We start from the raw sequence: 18,270 nt of genomic DNA on the forward strand, positions 1-18,270 counted from the left end.
CCACCGTCGTGCCGGCTAGCGCATCACGGTCCCGGCGCTGTCGAGCACGAAGTCGACGCAGAACACGACCAGCCGGCTCTGCGCGCGGATCGCGACGGCGGCCGTGTAGCAGTCGCGGCCTTCCGTCAGCGAGAAGTGCGGGCCCATCAGCGCGACGCGTCCGGGCGCGGCGATCGCGCGCTGGAAATACGGGCGCCGCGACCAGTTGCTGTGGGTTTCCGGGAAGAGTGGCGAGAGGCGGGTGAAGCCCGCCTGGCCGTCGTCGGCGCGCGCGCCGATCGACGGCAGGAACTGCTCGCCGGTTTCGTCGGTGACGAACACGCGGCGCGCGGCCGGCACCGCGAACACGCGCTGCGCGGCGTCCTGCAGGTTGCCGCTTGCGGAAAACGCCGCCGCGCCGGACAGCACGAGCCGCTCGATCGCGTCGAAGCCCGGCTGCTCGGCGACGACCGGCGCGTGCCGGCGCGCGATGAAGCGCTGCCACGCGGCGTCGAGCATCGCGGGTGCTGCCGCGCTGGCATGTGCGATCGATGCATCGGGCTGGCCGAACTGGAAACCCTGCACGAAATCGATATCGGCTTCCATCAGCGCCTGCAGCGAGTCGTCGCTCTCGACCCCCTCGGCGAGCACCATCGCGCCGGCCTGATGCAGCATCGACACGAGATGATGCATGATGCGGCGATCGTCGGCCGAACCGGTCGAGCGTACGACGAGCGAGCGGTCGAGCTTGACGATGTCGGGTCGCGCGCGCCACACGCGGTCGAAGTTCGAGAATCCCGTGCCGAAGTCGTCGATCGCGATCAGGAAGTCGCGATGCTGGATCATGTCGATCGTGCGGGCGAGCGCGGCTTCGTCGCGTGCCGGCTGTTCGATGACTTCCAGCACGATGCGGTTCGGCGGCAGCGAGAAATGCCGGCACAGCGCCTCGACGAATTCGCGCTGCACGAGGCCCGAGTCGAGCACGCGCGGCGTGACGTTCAGGAACAGCCAGCCGTCGCCGATGCCCTGCGCGACGAAGTTGGCCGTATGCAGGCAGCGCGCGAGCCGGTCGAGCAGCAGCGCGTCGGCGTCGGCGCGCGTCTTGTCGAACAGCGCGGTGGGCGAGATCAACGCGCCGTTCGAATCGACGACGCGCAGCAGCGCTTCGTAACCGACGACCCGCTTGTGCGTGATCGACAGCACCGGCTGGAACACGCTGCGCAACGTCGTGGTGCGATAGGTGGCGACCCAGCCGCCGGGCGTCGGCGTGAGGCTTTCGAGCAGGGAGTCGAGCGAGAGGTCGCGGGCGGGCTTCATGTCACCGGTGCCCGGGAGTGCGCGGCGGAACGGCAGCGCGCCGCCACGCTGAAGCAGTCGTACGCGCCGGCGGACGCGAAAGGACGTGGGACATCGAGACCGCCTTCTGCGGGTAAGTGTTCGGAGTGTAACGGGAACGCGGCCGCTCGCGTATCAGGGAAACTCCAGACGCACGCGGGAATGCAACTGCGGCCGGCGCAGCTCACATGCGCACCGCGCATGACCGCCGCGTAGCGTCGGGCGCCGCCGCCGCACATGACAATCCGGTGGCATGGCATGGCATGGCATGGCATGCGCGGCGAGGCGAGGCGAGGCGAGGCGAGGCGGGAAATCCTGGCGGCCGGCAAAAGGCGAGCGAAGGTCGCCGTCAGAGGAATGCCGGTCGCGCTGCCGCACCCCCCGCGGCGCGGCGATGAACGGTCGGCGTCCGGTCGTCAGGCATCACGGCCGGAACGATGGCGGCGCGTGCACCCGAATGTATCGTCAGGTCGCTTCGCCGCTGCGCGGCCGGGTCCCGGGAATCCGCTTGATCACGCCGGTCGCGAGCGCGGTGCCGACGAGTACGATCGCGCAGCCTTCGATCATCACGGCCGACACGTTTTCGCCGAGGAACAGCGCGCCCCACAGCAGGCCGAACACGGGGATCACGAACGTCACGGTAATCGCTCGCGTGGGGCCGATGTGCGCGATCAGGTGGAAGAAGATGAAATACGCGATGCCCGTGCAGGCGACGCCCAGGGCGAGCACCGAGCCCCACGCATGTGCGCCGACCGGCGCGGCCGGCCAGGTGGCGATCGCGAACGGCAGCAGCAGGACGGTCGAGCCGATCATGCTGCCGGTCGCGTTGACGAGCGGATCGACGCCGGTCAACTTGCGTTTCGTGTAGTTGGCCGCGATGCCGTACAGCAGCGTCGCACCGAGCGCCGCGGCGGCGGCGAGGGCGGTCGCGGCGGCGCCCGTTTCGCTATGCGCATTCGCGATCTGGTTCCACACGAGCGTGAGCACGCCGGCGAAACCGATCACGAGGCCGAGCGCGCGCGGCAGCGACAGCTTGTCCTTCAGCCACAGGTAGGCCACGAGCGCGCCCCAGAGCGGCGTCGTCGCGTTGATCACCGACGTCAGGCCGGCCGACAACGTCAGTTCGGCGAACGCGAACAGGCAGAACGGAATGCCCGAATTCAGTGCGCCGACGACGAACAACGGCCACGCATGACGGCGCAGCCGTGCGCCGAGATCGGCGGGTGTGAAGCGCGTCAGCGCGAAGCCGGCGAGAAACAGCGCGCCGATGCCCACCCGCAACGCCATCAGCGGCGCGACGCCGAAATCGACCACGCCGACGCGGATGAACAGGAAGGACGCGCCCCACAGGGCGGCGAGCACGGTCAGCAGGAAAGCGTTCTTGGGTGACATCGATCGGCGAGGGCGGGGACGGGATGCGAGGAATCTTACACCGCGTTACAGCCCCGTCGTTTCATGATCGGATGAAACGACAAGAAACGGCCATTCCGCCGGTTTGCCGCCGGGCGGCGGACGCCCCGCCACGCGCGGCGCGGCCGATCGGATCAGTGATGGCGCCAGCCGCCGCGTCCGCCGAAGCCGAAATTGAGCGACAGCGCCGGGCCCCAATAACCGCCCCATGCGGGCGCATAGGCCGGCGCCGGATAGTAGTAGGCGGGGGCCGGATCGACATACACGGGCGCGGGCTGTACCGGCACCGGCGCCGCCGTGTAATAGCCGCCCGGATAGTACCCGTATGGGTAATAGCAGCCGGCAAGCGTCGTGCAGGCAAGCGCCGCGGCGACGAAGGTCCTGTTCATGATGTGTCTCCGGCGGAGCCGGCTATCGGCAGATGCCTGAAGCTTAGGTCGAGTACCGATGACACGGTATGAGAAACGGTAACCGATCATTTCCGGGTGGAGCGGCCGCGCCTGTTGCGGCACGACAGACGAAAACGGCGCTTCCGCACCGCGGAAACGCCGTTGAACCGCCCGGCCTGCGGCGGGGCGACGACGCCCCGCCGGCCGATGTCGGACTGCTTACTTGCCGACCTGGTTACCGATGATGCCGCCAGCCGCCGCGCCGCCCAGCGTCGACAGCGCGTTACCGCCGATCGCCGCGCCGGCGACGCCGCCGACACCCGCACCGATTGCCGTATCACGCTGGCGTCGCGACATCGAATCGCAGGCCGACAGGCTGGCTACTGTCGCGACGAGGAGAGCGTATACCCCAAAACGCCGAATCGAATTCATGATCGTTGTCCTTGTGGTAGTGAACGGAAGGCGCACGACCGGCTGGCGGCCGCGCATGTCCCCAATCTACGCGCCGTCCCGCGCTGCTGCTGTAAGGACTTGTTAAGGCTCGCCCGGTTTCGTAATCAATTGTTTCGCATGGGCCGGCAGGCACGCCGCATGCGCAAAAAAGCCCGCTCGAAAGCGGGCTTCGTGCCTGGCGAGGCGATCCGGCGGGGAGCGCCGGACCGCGTATTCGCTTACTGACGGTGATAGATTTCGGCGCCGGTCTTGACGAACTCGACCGCCTTCACTTCCATCCCCTTTTTCAGCGCTTCGGTTTCCGACACACCCTGCTGCGCTGCGAACTCGCGTACGTCCTGCGTGATCTTCATCGAACAGAAGTGCGGGCCGCACATCGAGCAGAAGTGCGCGACCTTCGCCGAATCCTTCGGCAGCGTTTCGTCGTGGAATTCGCGCGCCTTGTCCGGATCGAGGCCGATGTTGAACTGGTCTTCCCAGCGGAACTCGAAACGCGCCTTCGACAGCGCGTTGTCGCGCACCTGCGCGCCCGGGTGGCCCTTCGCGAGATCGGCGGCGTGCGCGGCGAGCTTGTACGTGATGATGCCTTCCTTCACGTCGTCCTTGTTCGGCAGGCCCAGGTGCTCCTTCGGCGTCACGTAGCAGAGCATCGCGGTGCCGAACCAGCCGATCATCGCGGCGCCGATGCCGGACGTGATGTGGTCGTAGCCCGGTGCGATGTCGGTGGTCAGCGGCCCGAGCGTGTAGAACGGCGCTTCCTTGCACCAGTCGAGCTGGAGATCCATGTTCTCCTTGATCAGCTGCATCGGCACGTGGCCGGGGCCTTCGATCATCACCTGCACGTCGTGCTTCCACGCGATCTGCGTGAGCTCGCCGAGCGTCTTCAGCTCGCCGAGCTGCGCTTCGTCGTTCGCGTCATAGATCGAGCCGGGGCGCAGGCCGTCGCCGAGCGAGAAGCTCACGTCGTACGCCTTCATGATCTCGCAGATCTCTTCGAAGTGTTCGTACAGGAAGCTTTCCTTGTGATGCGCGAGGCACCACTTCGCCATGATCGAGCCGCCGCGCGACACGATGCCGGTCATCCGGTTCGCAGTGAGCGGCACGTACTGCAGGCGCACGCCCGCATGGATCGTGAAGTAGTCGACGCCTTGCTCGGCCTGTTCGATCAGCGTGTCGCGGAAGATTTCCCAGGTGAGATCCTCGGCCTTGCCGTTGACCTTTTCCAGCGCCTGGTAGATCGGCACCGTGCCGATCGGCACCGGGCTGTTGCGGATGATCCACTCGCGCGTTTCATGGATGTGCTTGCCGGTCGACAGGTCCATCACCGTGTCGCCGCCCCAGCGGATCGCCCACGTCATCTTGTCGACTTCCTCGCCGATCGACGACGTGACGGCCGAGTTGCCGATGTTCGCGTTGATCTTCACGAGGAAGTTGCGGCCGATGATCATCGGCTCGGATTCCGGGTGGTTGATGTTCGCGGGGATGATCGCGCGGCCGCACGCCACTTCCGAGCGCACGAATTCCGGCGTGATCTCGGCCGGCGCGTTCGCGCCGAAGGCTGCTGCGCCGAACGCCTGGCCCGGGTGCTGGCGGCCCATCATCGCGGCGAGCTTCGCGCCGTTCGGGCCGCTCGCTTTCAGGCTCTCGAGGTACTCGGCGCGGCGCTGGTTCTCGCGGATTGCGATGTATTCCATTTCCGGCGTGATGATGCCCTGACGCGCGTAGTGCATCTGCGTGACGTTCTTGCCGGCCTGGGCGCGGCGCGGGTTGCGGTGCAGGCCCGGGAACCGCAGGTCGGCGGTCGCCGGGTCGGCCGCGCGCTCGAGGCCGTACTGGCTCGACAGGCCGTCGAGCACTTCCGTGTCGCCGCGCGCCTCGATCCAGCCCTGGCGCAGCGCGGCCAGGCCCGCGCGGATGTCGATCTTCGCGTCCGGATCGGTGTAGGGGCCCGACGTGTCGTACACGTAGATCGGCGGATTCTTTTCGCCGCCGAAGCCGGTCGGCGTGTCGGCCTGCGTGATTTCACGCATCGGCACGCGGATGTCGGGCTGGGAGCCGGTGACATAAACCTTGCGGGAATTCGGCAGCGGGGCGACGGCCGCGGCGTCGACATGAGCGTCGGCGGACAGAAACTTCGGATTGGCGTTCATGCAATCTCCTGTGTGAGCGCCGGACAGGCGCTTCGGCGCTTGCCCGGAGCCCTTGACGTATGTGGGGCTCGAGCTAAGCAGGAGACGAGGCTTGGTGAGGCGGCGGATTTCGTCAGAAGGATGGCGGCGAAATCCGTACGCTTCCCTGCGCTGGCATTATCCAGATCAGGTTCAAAGGGTATTTCTCACCCGCAATGCCGGTTGTTTGACCGGGCGCATTGCAGGACCCCCGCGTTAGCAGGGCACACGATACACTGGCTTGGCGGCGGTTTCAACCGGGAGAGGATCGGCTGCCCCGGTGCGGCCGCAGCATGGCGGGCGGTACGGCGGCCCGTCGAAATGGCAGCGCGCGTCGCCGCCGCATGGCCTCCCGGCTTGGCCGGCCACGGCAAAGCGGTGCAGCATGACGCGCTTTCGCGCAACCTCAAAAAAAATTTTCGCAGCGGCTGTCATTTCCCGCGACGTCGTCCGTCTATTCGGCTCCTTAAACCCATGTTGTTTTGGAGAGATGTCATGAAAAAAGTACTGATTGCCGCTTGCGTCGCCGCTTTCGCCACGATCGCCACGGGCGCGTATGCGCAGAACGACACGATGTCGCAGCCGGGTTCGTCGATGTCGAAGGACGCGATGGGCCACGACGCGATGGCCAAGGATGCAATGGGCCACGACGCGATGAAGAAGGACGGCATGAAGAAGCATCCGATGAAGAAAGGCGCGATGAAGAAGGACGAGATGTCGCACGACGAGATGGGCAAGCCGTCGGGCGACAAGATGGCGCCGTCGAACTGACGGAAGCGGACGCGGCGCGGCCGGCGCGTGCGTCGCACGGCGGCCGCGCGCATCTCGTCCCGTCCCGTTGACTCATACCGGGAGTCTTCATCATGCAAACCGTTCCCGCCACCGGCCGCGCGGCCGCCACGCCGCCCGCGCGCCCGATCCATCCGCTGTGGGTGCGCGCGAGCCACTGGCTCAACGCGCTCGCGGCGATCCTGATGGTGCTGTCCGGCTGGCGCATCTACGACGCGTCGCCGATCTATCCGCCGTTCACGTTCCCGCACGGGATCACGATCGGCGGCTGGCTCGGCGGCGCGCTGCAATGGCATTTCGCGGCGATGTGGCTGCTCGTCTTCAACGGGCTGTTCTACCTGACGATGTCGATCGCGACGGGGCGCCTCGCGCGCAAGATGCTGCCCGTCACGCCGGCGTCGATCTGGCGCGACGTCCGTGCCGCGCTGGGCGGGCGGCTGTCACATGCCGACCTGAGCGTCTACAACGCGGTGCAGCGTGCCGCCTACCTGACCGCGATCGTCGATCTCGTCGTGCTGGTGCTGTCGGGGCTCACGATCTGGAAATCCGTGCAATTCCCGCTGCTGCGCGAACTGTTCGGCGGCTACGACAACGCGCGTGTCGTGCACTTCTGGGCGATGTCGCTGCTCGTCGCATTCATTGTCGTTCATGTCGCGATGGCGCTGCTGGTGCCTCGCTCGCTGCTCGCGATGCTGCGCGGGCGCTGACCCGTCAACTTCGGGTGAAGGAAATCATCATGTCGGAATCCGAATACAAGCGCGACGGTTCGCGCTGGACGCTCGACCGGAAGTCGCTCGAACTCGACGTGCGCCGCGAGCTCGAGATGCCGTCGCGGCGTCTGTTCAACCGGCGCGTGCTGACGCTCGGCGGCCTGACGATGCTGACCGGCTGCACGCTGAAGGACGACGCGTCGGTCAACACGTTCCTCGAGACGGTGTCGCGCATGAACGACCGCGTGCAGGCCTGGCTGTTCAGCGGCGAGCGGCTCGCGCCGACCTACACCGAAGCCGACATCACGCGACCGTTCCCGTTCAACGCGTACTACGGGATCGACGAGGTGCCGCACGTCGACGCGTCGACGTATCGGCTCGTGCTGTCCGGCCGCGTGACGGGCAAGCGCGTGTGGACGCTCGACGAACTGTATGCGCTGCCGCACGAGGAACAGATCACGCGGCATATCTGCGTGGAAGGGTGGAGCGCGATCGGCCGCTGGGGCGGCACGCCGTTCGGCGCGTTTCTCGCTCGCGCCGGCGCCGATACGCGGGCGAAGTACGTCGGCTTCAAGTGCGCGGACGATTACTACGAGAGCATCGACATGCCGACCGCGCTGCATCCGCAGACGCTGCTCGCGTTCGACTACGACGGCCATCGGTTGCCGCCGGAATTCGGCTTCCCGATGAAGCTGCGGATGCCGACCAAGCTCGGCTACAAGAATCCGAAGCACATCATGGAGATCTTCGTGACCGATACGTTTCCGGGCGGCTACTGGGTCGACCAGGGGTACAACTGGTTCGGCGGATCGTGAGCGGTGAGCGGCATGCGGTGGCGGCGCATGCGCGGGCCGCGATGCGTCGGGCAGCGCGGCATCGCACGTGACGCGTCACGCGGATTCGTGCACCTGGAGGTCGACGCGCAGGCCGACGGCCGCCGCCATGTTCACGAGCGCGTCGAGCCCGAACAGGTTGATCTTGCCGCGCATCAGGTCGGAGACGCGCGGCTGCGTGACACCCAGTTGTTTCGCGGCCTGGGCCTGACTGAGCTCGAGCTGTGCGATGCGCTGCTTGAGCGCGATCATCAGCTCGGATCGCAGCTTCATGTTCTCGGCTTCGGCCGGCTGGCCCTCGATTGCGTCCCAGACGCTCGAATAACGGTCGTTGGTCATCGTTTCCTCTCCATCGTCAGCGCGCGATAGCGCCGGGCGGCCAGTTCGATATCGGCCCTGGTGGTGCGCGCCGATTGCTTCCGGAAGCAGTGCAGCACGTAGACGGCGTCGGCGAATGTCGCGACGTAAATGATCCGGAACGCGCCGCTCGCATCGCGCAGGCGAATTTCCCGCACGCCGATGCCGACGGTACGCATCGGCTTCCAGTCGTCGGGCGCGAACCCGCGTTGTACCTGGTCGATCTGGTGGCCGGCTTCGCGTCGCGCGGGCAACGGAAAGCCGCGAAGATCGTCCAGCGCGCTGCCGACGAAAACAACCGGCTTCGGCGGAAGAATGGTTGAATTATACAAAATTTTGTATGGACGGTGTAGGTTTCGAAAGAGGGCCGCGCAGGGCAGGAGGCGCGTGAGCTGACCGTCACGATAAGGGGGAAGCGCTGGCTGGCGTGCAGGACTGGCCGTTCGGCCGATGGCTGATTCGATCGCGACGGATGGGCGTGGAGGGCGGGTCGGATTGATACCCGGCAACGCACGCGTATCGCATATCCGGCCCCCGATTTCACCCGCCCGCCGGCCGGGAAATGTCGCGCGGAAACATCATTCGCGATCCTTTCAGACTGGTCCGACGATGCTTTCGAATCCTTGATGCCATAATGCCGAGCGTGCGCAGCCGAAACGGTTGCGCGCGTTTTTTTTGTCCCTCTGCCGCCGCTTGCCGGTTCTCTTTCGTCGCCGTTCGCACTGCCATGTCGTTCCGCACGTTCGCTCTGCCTTCCCGGTCCCGCCAGGGCCGTTTGCCGGCATCGCCGGCGCCTTTCAGCGGAGCACGCGGCGTGACGTGCGGGCAGGCTGCGCAATGACGCCGCTCGACCGTCTCCTCGACTTCTTCGCCCGCTTCTCGTTCCGGATCCGCCTGCCGCAAAGCCGCGGCGGCCGCGTCGCGCTGGCGCTCGTCTTCATCTATTTCGTCTGGGGTTCGACCTACAGCGGCCTGCATTTCGCGCTGCAGTCGTTCCCGCCGCTGCTGCTGTCGGGGCTGCGCAACCTGCTCGGCGGGATCGGCCTGTTCATCTTCGCGCTGCGGCGCAAGCCCGAATGGCCGACGCTGCTCGAGATCCGCAATGCGGGGATCGTCGGCACGATGCTCGTCGCGCTGTCGTCCGGCACGATCGCGCTCGGGATCAGTCTGGTCAGCAGCGGCTCGGCCGCGGTGATGGTGGCCACGGTGCCGCTGTTCGCGACCGTGATCGCCGCGGTTGCCGGGCGGCCCGTCACGAAAGGCGAGTGGTCGGCCGTTGCGCTCGGGATGGTCGGCATCGTCGTGCTGAACTCGGGCGGCGCGGCCGCGCACAATTCGGCGCTCGGCACGATCTGCGTGCTTGCCGGCGCCCTGTTCTGGGCGGGGGGCGCGCATCTCGCGACGCGGCTCAAGCTGCCGTCCGACCTGTTTCTGTCCACGTCGCTGCAGATCGGCCTCGGCGGCATGATCTCGACGCTCGTCGCGTGGCTGGTCGGCGAGCGCGTCGAGCACCTGATGGTGGGGCCGGTGTTCGCGTTCCTGTACCTGATGGTGTTCTGCACGATGGCCGCGTACGTCGCGTACGGCTACCTGATCCGCCACACGAGCCCGATCATCGCGAGTAGCTGCATGTACGTGAACCCGATCGTCGCGGTCGCGCTCGGTGCGCTGCTGCTTGGCGAACCGGTGACGATGGCGACCGTGGTCGCGACCGTCGCGATCCTCGGCAGCGTCGGGCTGTCGTTCGTGTTCGACCCGGCGCGCCGGCCCGCGGCGCGCGCGGCGGCTGTCAGTTCGGCGGCCGCGGCAGCCGAGTCGACGGTAGAGGCTTCATCAGTACCCGAACAGATCGCGGTGCCGGATGCGGCGCCGATCCTGGCGCCTTCCGCCGTTGCGCTGGCCGTGCCGACGCCGGCTGCCGTGATGGATCCTGCCGCGGTCATTGATCCGGCACCGGCGTTCGCCACGCCGCCCATCGCTGAACCGGCACCGGCGTTTGCCCCGCCGCCGGCCGCCGAACCGGCCGCACCCCGCGCCGACGCGTGACACGGCCGTGGCCGGTCGCGCTCAGTCGCGCCGGCCGCCGCGATGGTGGAACCAGCCCCCGAGCGCGGTGAACACCAGCCCGGTCGTGCACATGCCGATCCAGCCGAACGCGTGCCATGCGGCGACGCCGGCCGACGAGCCGAGTGCGCCGCCGATGAAATAGCACACCATGTACACCGTGTTGACGCGGCTGCGCGCCTCGGGCTTCAGCGCATAGATGCGCGACTGGTTCGAGATCTGCGCGGCCTGCACGCCGACGTCCAGCACGATCACGCCGATCACGAGCCCGACGAGGCTCGAACCCGACAGCGCGAAGATCACGAACGACAGCGCGAGAAGCGCGATCGCGAGCGAGATGATCGTGCGCGGGCCGCGCTTGTCCGCGAAGCGGCCCGCGTACGGTGCCGCGAGCGCGCCCGCCGCCCCGACGATCCCGAACAGGCCGGCTGCCTGCGGGCCGAGATGGAACGGCGCGCCGGCGAGCAGCAGCGTCAGCACGGGCCAGAACGCGCTGAATGCCGCGAACAGCGCGGCACCCGTCAGCGATGCCTCGCGCAGCCCGCGCAATTCGACCGCCAGATGCCACATCGAACCGAGCAGCTTGCCGTACGACAGCGTCGACGTCGGCGAGCTGCGCGGCAGCCGCAGCACGATTACGGCGGCGAGCGCGACGAGCGCCGCGACCGACGCGGCGAACACCGCGCGCCAGCCGAAATACTCGGCGACGAAGCCGGCGGCCGTTCGCGCGAGCAGGATGCCGAGCAGCAGGCCGCTCATCACGGTGCCGACCGCGTGCCCGCGTTCGGCGGGCGGCGCGATCTCGGCGGCGAACGGCACGGCCTGTTGCGCGATGGTCGCGAGAATACCGATCGCGAGGCTCGCGACGGCGAGCACGGCCAGCGACGGCGCGGTGGCCGCGACGATCAGCGCGATCGACAGGCCCGCGATCTGCATCAGGATCAGCCCGCGGCGGTCGAAGCGGTCGCCGAGCGGCGCGAGCAGGAACATGCCGGCCGCATAGCCGAGCTGCGTCGCGGTCGGCACCGCGCCGATCCACGAAGCGCCGTCGGGAAACGCCGAGCGGAAGCTGTCGAGCAGCGGCTGGTTGTAGTAGATGTTCGCGACGGACACACCGGCGATCGTCGCGAGCAGCAACAGCAGGCTGCGCGAATAGTGGGGCGAGGCGGCGTCGGCCGGACGGTCGGTGGAGGCGGTGGACATGGCTGCGCGAACGGAAGTGGGGCGGCGCAGCGCGCGGCGCACGCGTCGGGTGCGCAGGCGGGCAGGGCGCCGTCGAGGCTGCCGATCATACCGGAGCGACGGGAATCCTGCCGGGCGGGGCAAATCGGCCAAACCGGTGTAACCAGCCGGCCGCTGTCCGTCATCGTGCGTGCGTCAACCCGTCAGTCGACCAGCTCACCCGTCGGTTCATAGAACGGATAAGGCCCGGCCCCTTCATCGACATACACGTGATGCGACGTCATCCCCGTATCGGGCGTATAGCGATGGACCGCGAAGGCCGGCGGTTCGAGCCGGAACGCGGAGGGCGCATCGGTCCGCAGGTCGAATGCGACCTGATGCGCGGGCGACGGCACCGCGGCTGCGAGCGTGCCGCCGAAGCGCGTGAACATCGTGCGATGCACGTGGCCGCACAGCACGCGCTCGACGTTCGGATGGCCGCGCAGCAGCGCGTCGAGTTTCGCGGCGGCGGCCGGCGCGAGGCGCAGCTTGTCCATGTGGCCGATTCCCGACGCGAACGGCGGGTGATGCAGCGCGACGATCACGGGGCGGTCGCGCGCCGCGTCGAGCTGCGCGGCGAGCCACGCGAGCCGTGCGTCACACAGGTCGCCATGGCTTGCGCCCGGCACCTGCGAATCGAGCGCCAGCACGCGCACCGCGCCGACGTCGAGCGCGTACTGCACGAATTCGCCGTCCTGCAGTTCGGCGCGATCGGCGAACGCGTGGCGCAGCCCGGCGCGATCGTCGTGATTGCCGATCATCAGGTAGTACGGAATCTCGAGCGCGGCGAGCAGCCCGCGCAGGTTGCCGTACTCGTCGTCGTGGCCGAAATCGGTCAGGTCGCCGGTGACGAGCACCGCGTCGGGGCGCGGCACGAGCGCATTCAGTTTTTCGATGCAGCGCGTGAGCGCGGCCGCGGTGTCGACGCGCCGGTACGCGAGCTGTCCCGGACGCTTGATGTGGAGATCGCTGATTTGAGCAAGCAGCATCGTCGTTCCTCGGAATTGTCTGATTGTTGTCGCGGCGTCGTGCGCCGCGGTGGGGTGCTGCATGAATGATGCCGGAATGACGGATCAGGCGCCGAGCGCGATCAGGCCTTCCGGCGCGATCGTGAGGCCGACGGCCGTGCCGCGTGCGAGCGCGATGCGGCCCGGCACGTCGATCACGAGCGCGTCGGGGGCCGCATGCTCGATCGTGAGCCGCGTACGCTCGCCGAGGAACGCGCACGCACTGACGGCACCGCGCAGCGGCGCGTGGCCGGGATCGGCGAGTTGCGCATCCTCGGGGCGGAAGAACCACTCGTCGGCGGCGTGCGGCGTCGCGATCGCGCCGCCCGTGGTCACCAGCGTGCCGTCGCGCCATTGCCCGGCGAGCCGGTTCAGCGTGCCGATGAACTGCGCGACCGTGCGGTTCGCCGGGTGGTAGTAGATGTCGCGCGGCGTGCCGATCTGCTCGATGCGGCCCGCGCCCATCACGACGATCCGGTCGCCGAGCTCCATCGCTTCGGCCTGGTCGTGCGTCACGTAGACCGTCGTCACGCCGAGTTCGCGCAGCAGCGTATTCATCTCGCGACGCAGCGTGTCGCGCAGCTTCGCGTCGAGCGCGGTCAGCGGCTCGTCGAGCAGCAGCACGCGTGGCCGCACCGCCAGTGCGCGGGCCAGTGCGACGCGCTGGCGCTGGCCGCCCGACAACTGGTCGATCGGCTTGTCCGCATGCGCGTCGAGCCGCATCATCGCGAGCAACTCGTCGACACGTTCGCGCAGCGCGCGCGGCTCGGTCTTGCGGATCTTCAGCCCGTAGCCGACGTTGCCGCGCACCGTCAGGTTCGGAAACAGCGCGTAGTTCTGGAACACCATGCCGACCTGCCGGCGCTCGATCGGCAGCGCGGTCACGTCGTCATTGCCGAATGCGATCGTGCCGCCGGCGTCCGGCGTGTCGAGGCCCGCGATCAGGCGCAGCGTCGTGGTCTTGCCGCAACCCGACGGCCCGAGCAGCACGAGCGTTTCGCCCGCGCCGATCGACAGGTCGAGCGGTTCGAGCACGCGCGTGCCGCGGAACGTCTTCGCGCAGCGGGTCAGGGTGATGGGAGTGGAATCGAGTTTCATGTCTGCGAGAAATTCAGCGCGGGCGCTTCTTGAGTGCCCGCGTGCCGGACGGATCGACGCCGAGCCACTGCATCGCGACGAGCAGCGGCAGCGTCATCAGCAGGAACAGGATCGTGTACGCGCTGCCGACTTCGAGGCGCAGCGACGCATACGTATCGGCGAGGCCGACCGGCAGCGTCTTGGTGTCGGGCGTATGCAGCATCCACGTGAGGTTGAATTCGCCGATCGACAGCGTGAGCACCGCGAGCGCACCTGCGACGATGCCGGGGCGCAGGTTCGGCAGCACGATCGTGACGAAGCGCGTGACGAACGACGCGCCGAGGCTGGCCGCGCCTTCCTCGAGCGTGCGCAGGTCGGCGCCGGCCGCGACGGCCGCCACCGCGCGCACCATGAACGGCAGCGTGAACACGACGTGGCCGACGACGATGAACCACAGGCTCATCCGGAACGCGGTGAAGCCGCCGTACACGACCAGCAGCGCGAGCGCCGACGCGAGGCCGGGCAGTGCGACCGGCAGCACGAGCGCCTCCTCGATCGCGCGCGCGGCGCGGCTCTTGCTGCGCGCGAGCGCATAGCCGGCCGGCACGCCGACGGCGAGCACGATCGCGAGCGTCGCGAACGCGACATAGAGCGACAGCGCGACCGAGCCGTGATACTGCTGCCACACCTGCTCGAGCCAGCGCAGCGTGAGGCCGCTCGACAGGCCGCGGAAATAGTTGACGGTGAGGCCCGCGAGCACCGACATCACGACGGGCACGATCAGGAACGCGCACAGCAGCAGCGTGACGCCCCATTGCAGCGTGGCGATCGCGCGTGCGCCGGTGACGCGCGGTGCGCGGCGGGCGACGCCGTTCGCCTGCGCGGGAGCGGGGGCCGGCGACGGCGCGGAAGAGCCGGAAAGCGATTGCATGCGGAAATCCTCAGGCCGCGGCGGCGGCGGTGTGGCCGGTGAAGCGGCGTGCGAGTGCGAGCACGGCCCAGGTGACGATGCCGAGCACGATCGACAGGCCGGCCGCCGTTGCGATGTTCGCGTTCAGCGTGAACTCGGTATAGATCGTCATCGGCAGCACGTTCAGGTCGGTGGCGAGCGTGAACGCGGTGCCGAACGCGCCCATCGCGGTCGCGAAGCAGATCGCGCCGGCCGCGATCAGGCCTGGCGCGAGCGCGGGCAGCACGATGTCGACGAAGATGCGCCACGGCGACGCGCCGAGCGAACGCGCGGCTTCCTCGAGCGACGCGTCGAGCTTGGACGCCGCCGCGATCACGGTGACGATCACGCGCGGAATCGAGAAGTACAGGTAGCCGATGAACAGGCCCGCGACCGAGTATGCGAATACCCACTTGTCGCCGGTGAGCTTCGCGGACAGCATCCCGATCAGCCCCTGCCGGCCGGCGAGCATGATCACCATGAAGCCGACGACGACGCCCGGGAACGCGAGCGGGAACGTGAGCAGCGCGAGCAGCACGCGCTTGCCCGCGAATTCGCGGCGTGCGAGCAGGAGGCCCGAGATCGTCGACAGCGCGAGCGTCGCGAGCGTGACGCCCGCGGACAGCGCGATGGTCTCGCCGAGGCTCTTCATGTAGCGTGCATTGCCGAGCAGCGCCGCGTAGTGCGAGAAGAACGCGCCGTCGGCGGACACCTGCACGAGTGCCGCCATCGGCAGCAGCCAGAAGGCGGCGAACACCGCGAGCGCCGGCGCGACGAGCGCGACGCGCCAGCGCAGCGGGAAAGTCAGGTCAAGCATCGATGATGTCCGGCCGCTTACTGCATGACTTGCAGGTATTGCTGGCCGAATGCCTGCTGACCGGCTGCCATCTTGCCGAAGTCGACCGGTTTCGCACGCGCATATTCGCTTGCCGGCAGGAACTTCGACGCGATGTCGGCGCCGAGCGTCTGCGCGCGCACCGGACGCAGGTACGCGTTGGCCCACAGCTTCTGGCCTTCGTCCGACAACACGAAGTCGAGCACCTTCTTGCCGTTCGCGTCGTGCGGGGCGCCCTTCACGAGACTCATCACGTACGGCACCGCGATCGTGCCTTCCTTCGGAATCACGAACTCGACGTTCGCGCTGTCCTTGTACTTCGCGCGATACGCGTCGAAGTCGTAATCGAGCAGGATCGGAATCTCGCCGGACAGCACGCGCGCATACGCGGTCTGCTTCGGCACGATCGGTGCGTTCGCCTTCAGCTTCCTGAACCAGTCGAGTGCCGGCTTGAAGTTGTCGAGGCTGCCGCCGAGCGCCTGGTTCACGGCCACCGCGCTCGCATAGCCGACGAACGCACTCGACGGATCGAGATAGCCGACCATGCCCTTGTATTCCGGCTTCAGCAGATCGGCCCACGAGCGCGGCACCGGCTTGCCGTCGAGCGCGTCCTTGTTCACGAAGAAGCCGAGCGTGCCCGAATGGATCGCGAACCAGTAGCCTTGCGGATCCTTCAGGTTCGCGGGGATGTCGTTCCAGTGCGCGGGCTTGTACGGCGCGATCACGCCCTTGTCCTTCGCCTGGAACGCCGACGACACGCCGAGGTAGACCACGTCGGCGACCGGGCTCTTCTGCTCGGCGATCAGCTGCGCGATCGACTGGCCCGAGTTCTTGTTGTCGAACGGCACGCGGATGCCGGTCTTCTGCTTGATCGCCGCGATCTGCGCGGCCCAGTCGGCCCATTCCGGCGGGCAGTTGTAGCAGATCGCCGTTTCGTCGGCGTGGGCGGCGGGCGCGCCGGCGAGGAGCGCGGCGCAGGCGAGCGGCGCGGCAAACGCGCGCAGCAGCGAGGTCAGGCGAAAGGACACTGTAGATCTCCGGGCGAGGGTGAGGCGCTGGGGTGGTGTGGTGGCGTGCGTGTGTACGTGTGTGGCGGCGCGCGTTCAGGCCTTGCGCAATTGCAGGTCGGTGGCCGGCGAGGCGACCGTCGCGCCGTCGCGCACCACGTGCGGCAGGATCAGCGACGTGCGGTCGATCGCTGCGCCGCCGATGCATTCGACGAGACGCTGCCACGCGTGGCGGCCGATGTCGCGGTTCGGCGTCGCGACGCTCGCGAGCGGCGGCGCGAGCAGTTCGCCGATCGCGATCCCGTCAAAGCCGAGCACCGACAGGTCGTCGGGAACCGAGAAGCCCGCGCGGCGCAGGCCGCGCATCACGACCATCGCGAGCAGGTCGTTGCTGCAGAAGAGGGCGGTCGGCCGCGTCGCGTGCGCGGTGAGATGCGCGAGCACCGCATCGGGCAGCTCGGGCGCGTTGAAGTCGACTTCGACCGGCGGCAGCGTGGCAACGCCGATTTCCTCGAGTGCCTGCGCATAGCCGAGATGACGCTGGCGTGCGCGATCCGACGCGGCGAGCGAGCCGGCCAGCATCAGCACGCGGCGGTGGCCGCGCGCGGTCAGCAGCCGCACGCCGTCATACGCGGCACTGCGGTTGTCGACCGAGACCGACGGGCGGCGCTGCGTGTCGTTGTGCATCAGCACGTAGTGCGGGCCGTCGTGGTCGAGCATGTCGAGCAGCGGGTGGGTATCCGCATCGGCGACGGTGAGGATCAGCCCTTCGACGCGCTGCTCGCGCAGCGTCTCGATCGCGTGGCGCTCGCGCGCCGCGTCGTATTCGGTCGTCATCAGGATCAGCTTGAAGCCGGCCGCGGTCGCGAGCTCGTCGATGCCTTGCAGGCAGTCGGTGAACACGGGGTTCGACAACGTCGGCACGACGACGCCGACGAGGCGCGTGCGCTCGCCGCGCAGTTGCCGGCCGAGCGGGCTCGGGCGGAACTGCAGCGTGTCGATCGCGGTGCGGATCGATTGCAGCGTGGCGGGGCTGACGGTATGCGGGGCGTTGATCGCACGCGAGACGGTGGCGATCGAGAAGCCCGCGAGGGCAGCGACGTCCTTGATGGTGGAGGTCATGAAATCTTGCGATGTAAACGTTTTCGGCCGGGGGAATTATCGAAAACCAATGTGACTTCGCGATGACGCGGGCGACGCTTGTTTCGCAAAAAACACGACACAAACGTCTGACGGATAGGGCCGTCGGACGACGCAGACTTGATTGTATCGGGGATGCTGCAGTGCGGGAGGAAATCGTTGGGGGGCGGTGTGTGGGCGCCGACGACACAGGAGGATGCCGTGCGGCGGTGGGGGGCGTGGTGCAGCGCCGCGGAATAAGGGAACGCATGCGCAAGCAATGGTAGAATCGCGTCCGCCCTCTTGCCGGGGTGATGAAATTGGTAAACATAGCGGACTTAAACGATTGAGTGCCCGGTCGGAAACGGTCGGTGCAGAACCCTTCAAATTCGGCGAAACCCCTGATGCGCGCATCGAGGCAACGCCGAGCCAAGCCTCGCGGCATCCGCGAGGAAGGTGTAGAGACTAGACGGGGGGCGCCTAAGGCGCACGGGCAGCAGGCACGCCCGCGCGCGACGGTGAAGGCATAGTCCAGCGCACGAACGGCATCGCGCACGCGACGCCGGCT

The 18,270-nt window shown here is 67.9% G+C and carries 18 protein-coding genes and 1 riboswitch; of the genes, 4 read left to right on the forward strand and 14 right to left on the reverse strand.

Annotated elements, in window-relative coordinates; translation table 11 throughout:
- Positions 1-15: 15 nt before the first annotated feature.
- The 5 genes from F3J15_RS17195 to thiC all read right to left on the reverse strand — a co-directional run bounded on the left by F3J15_RS17195 (position 16) and on the right by thiC (position 5,716).
- Positions 16-1,296 (reverse strand): EAL domain-containing protein, encoded by a 1,281-nt coding sequence (locus F3J15_RS17195; protein ID WP_069247573.1) that lies wholly within the window; start codon positions 1,294-1,296, stop codon positions 16-18.
- A 483-nt stretch (positions 1,297-1,779) separates the two neighbouring features.
- On the reverse strand, positions 1,780-2,706 hold the full coding sequence (locus tag F3J15_RS17200; RefSeq protein WP_166892853.1) for a DMT family transporter: 927 nt from the start codon (positions 2,704-2,706) through the stop codon (positions 1,780-1,782).
- 152 nt (positions 2,707-2,858) lie between these two features.
- Positions 2,859-3,113: a hypothetical protein gene (locus tag F3J15_RS17205; protein WP_006497666.1), complete on the reverse strand. Its 255-nt coding sequence runs from the start codon at positions 3,111-3,113 to the stop codon at positions 2,859-2,861.
- A 219-nt stretch (positions 3,114-3,332) separates the two neighbouring features.
- Positions 3,333-3,545, reverse strand: coding sequence for a glycine zipper 2TM domain-containing protein (locus F3J15_RS17210; protein WP_069247576.1), 213 nt, complete (start codon positions 3,543-3,545; stop codon positions 3,333-3,335).
- 239 nt (positions 3,546-3,784) lie between these two features.
- Positions 3,785-5,716 carry a phosphomethylpyrimidine synthase ThiC gene (thiC, locus tag F3J15_RS17215; RefSeq protein ID WP_060086525.1) on the reverse strand — a complete coding sequence of 644 codons (1,932 nt, stop codon included), beginning with the start codon at positions 5,714-5,716 and terminating at the stop codon, positions 3,785-3,787.
- Between the two features lie 124 nt (positions 5,717-5,840).
- A riboswitch (TPP riboswitch) is annotated at positions 5,841-5,957 on the reverse strand.
- Positions 5,958-6,229: 272 nt separating this feature from the next.
- On the opposite strand from thiC, the gene F3J15_RS17220 reads away from it, so the two are divergent.
- The 3 genes from F3J15_RS17220 to F3J15_RS17230 all read left to right on the forward strand — a co-directional run bounded on the left by F3J15_RS17220 (position 6,230) and on the right by F3J15_RS17230 (position 8,048).
- Positions 6,230-6,505 carry a pentapeptide MXKDX repeat protein gene (locus F3J15_RS17220; RefSeq protein WP_069247578.1) on the forward strand — a complete coding sequence of 92 codons (276 nt, stop codon included), beginning with the start codon at positions 6,230-6,232 and terminating at the stop codon, positions 6,503-6,505.
- Positions 6,506-6,597: 92 nt separating this feature from the next.
- On the forward strand, positions 6,598-7,230 hold the full coding sequence (locus F3J15_RS17225) for a cytochrome b/b6 domain-containing protein (RefSeq protein WP_069247579.1): 633 nt from the start codon (positions 6,598-6,600) through the stop codon (positions 7,228-7,230).
- Positions 7,231-7,259: 29 nt separating this feature from the next.
- Complete coding sequence (locus F3J15_RS17230) at positions 7,260-8,048, forward strand: molybdopterin-dependent oxidoreductase (RefSeq protein WP_089445284.1); 789 nt, start codon at positions 7,260-7,262, stop codon at positions 8,046-8,048.
- A gap of 75 nt (positions 8,049-8,123) precedes the next feature.
- Here the strand turns inward: F3J15_RS17230 and F3J15_RS17235 are convergent, their stop codons facing one another.
- A complete protein-coding gene (locus F3J15_RS17235) occupies positions 8,124-8,405 on the reverse strand; it encodes an XRE family transcriptional regulator (protein WP_166892856.1) in 282 nt (93 codons plus the stop codon).
- The gene (locus F3J15_RS17240; protein ID WP_069247581.1) at positions 8,402-8,755 is read right to left on the reverse strand and encodes a type II toxin-antitoxin system RelE/ParE family toxin; all 354 of its coding nucleotides are present in this window, start codon (positions 8,753-8,755) and stop codon (positions 8,402-8,404) included. The genes F3J15_RS17235 and F3J15_RS17240 overlap by 4 nt, the downstream gene beginning before the upstream one ends.
- Before the next feature lie 505 nt (positions 8,756-9,260).
- Here F3J15_RS17240 and F3J15_RS17245 point away from each other — a divergent pair.
- Entirely contained in the window at positions 9,261-10,469 is a 1,209-nt protein-coding gene (locus F3J15_RS17245) for an EamA family transporter (RefSeq protein WP_166892859.1), read from the forward strand.
- Positions 10,470-10,490: 21 nt separating this feature from the next.
- Here F3J15_RS17245 and F3J15_RS17250 read toward each other — a convergent pair whose 3' ends face one another.
- The 7 genes from F3J15_RS17250 to F3J15_RS17280 all read right to left on the reverse strand — a co-directional run bounded on the left by F3J15_RS17250 (position 10,491) and on the right by F3J15_RS17280 (position 17,705).
- The gene (locus F3J15_RS17250; RefSeq protein ID WP_166892861.1) at positions 10,491-11,690 is read right to left on the reverse strand and encodes an MFS transporter; all 1,200 of its coding nucleotides are present in this window, start codon (positions 11,688-11,690) and stop codon (positions 10,491-10,493) included.
- Positions 11,691-11,872: 182 nt separating this feature from the next.
- The gene (locus tag F3J15_RS17255; protein WP_166892864.1) at positions 11,873-12,697 is read right to left on the reverse strand and encodes a phosphodiesterase; all 825 of its coding nucleotides are present in this window, start codon (positions 12,695-12,697) and stop codon (positions 11,873-11,875) included.
- Positions 12,698-12,781: 84 nt separating this feature from the next.
- On the reverse strand, positions 12,782-13,813 hold the full coding sequence (locus F3J15_RS17260) for an ABC transporter ATP-binding protein (RefSeq protein ID WP_166892867.1): 1,032 nt from the start codon (positions 13,811-13,813) through the stop codon (positions 12,782-12,784).
- A 13-nt stretch (positions 13,814-13,826) separates the two neighbouring features.
- Positions 13,827-14,723 (reverse strand): ABC transporter permease subunit, encoded by an 897-nt coding sequence (locus F3J15_RS17265; protein ID WP_166892870.1) that lies wholly within the window; start codon positions 14,721-14,723, stop codon positions 13,827-13,829.
- A 10-nt stretch (positions 14,724-14,733) separates the two neighbouring features.
- Positions 14,734-15,558: an ABC transporter permease gene (locus tag F3J15_RS17270; protein WP_069247587.1), complete on the reverse strand. Its 825-nt coding sequence runs from the start codon at positions 15,556-15,558 to the stop codon at positions 14,734-14,736.
- A gap of 17 nt (positions 15,559-15,575) precedes the next feature.
- The gene (locus F3J15_RS17275) at positions 15,576-16,604 is read right to left on the reverse strand and encodes an ABC transporter substrate-binding protein (RefSeq protein WP_166892873.1); all 1,029 of its coding nucleotides are present in this window, start codon (positions 16,602-16,604) and stop codon (positions 15,576-15,578) included.
- 75 nt (positions 16,605-16,679) lie between these two features.
- On the reverse strand, positions 16,680-17,705 hold the full coding sequence (locus F3J15_RS17280) for a substrate-binding domain-containing protein (protein WP_166892876.1): 1,026 nt from the start codon (positions 17,703-17,705) through the stop codon (positions 16,680-16,682).
- Positions 17,706-18,270: the final 565 nt, after the last annotated feature.

It is taken from the genome of Burkholderia sp. Ap-955, assembly GCF_011753045.1.
In the GTDB taxonomy this organism is placed as follows: Bacteria; Pseudomonadota; Gammaproteobacteria; order Burkholderiales; family Burkholderiaceae; genus Burkholderia; species Burkholderia lata_D.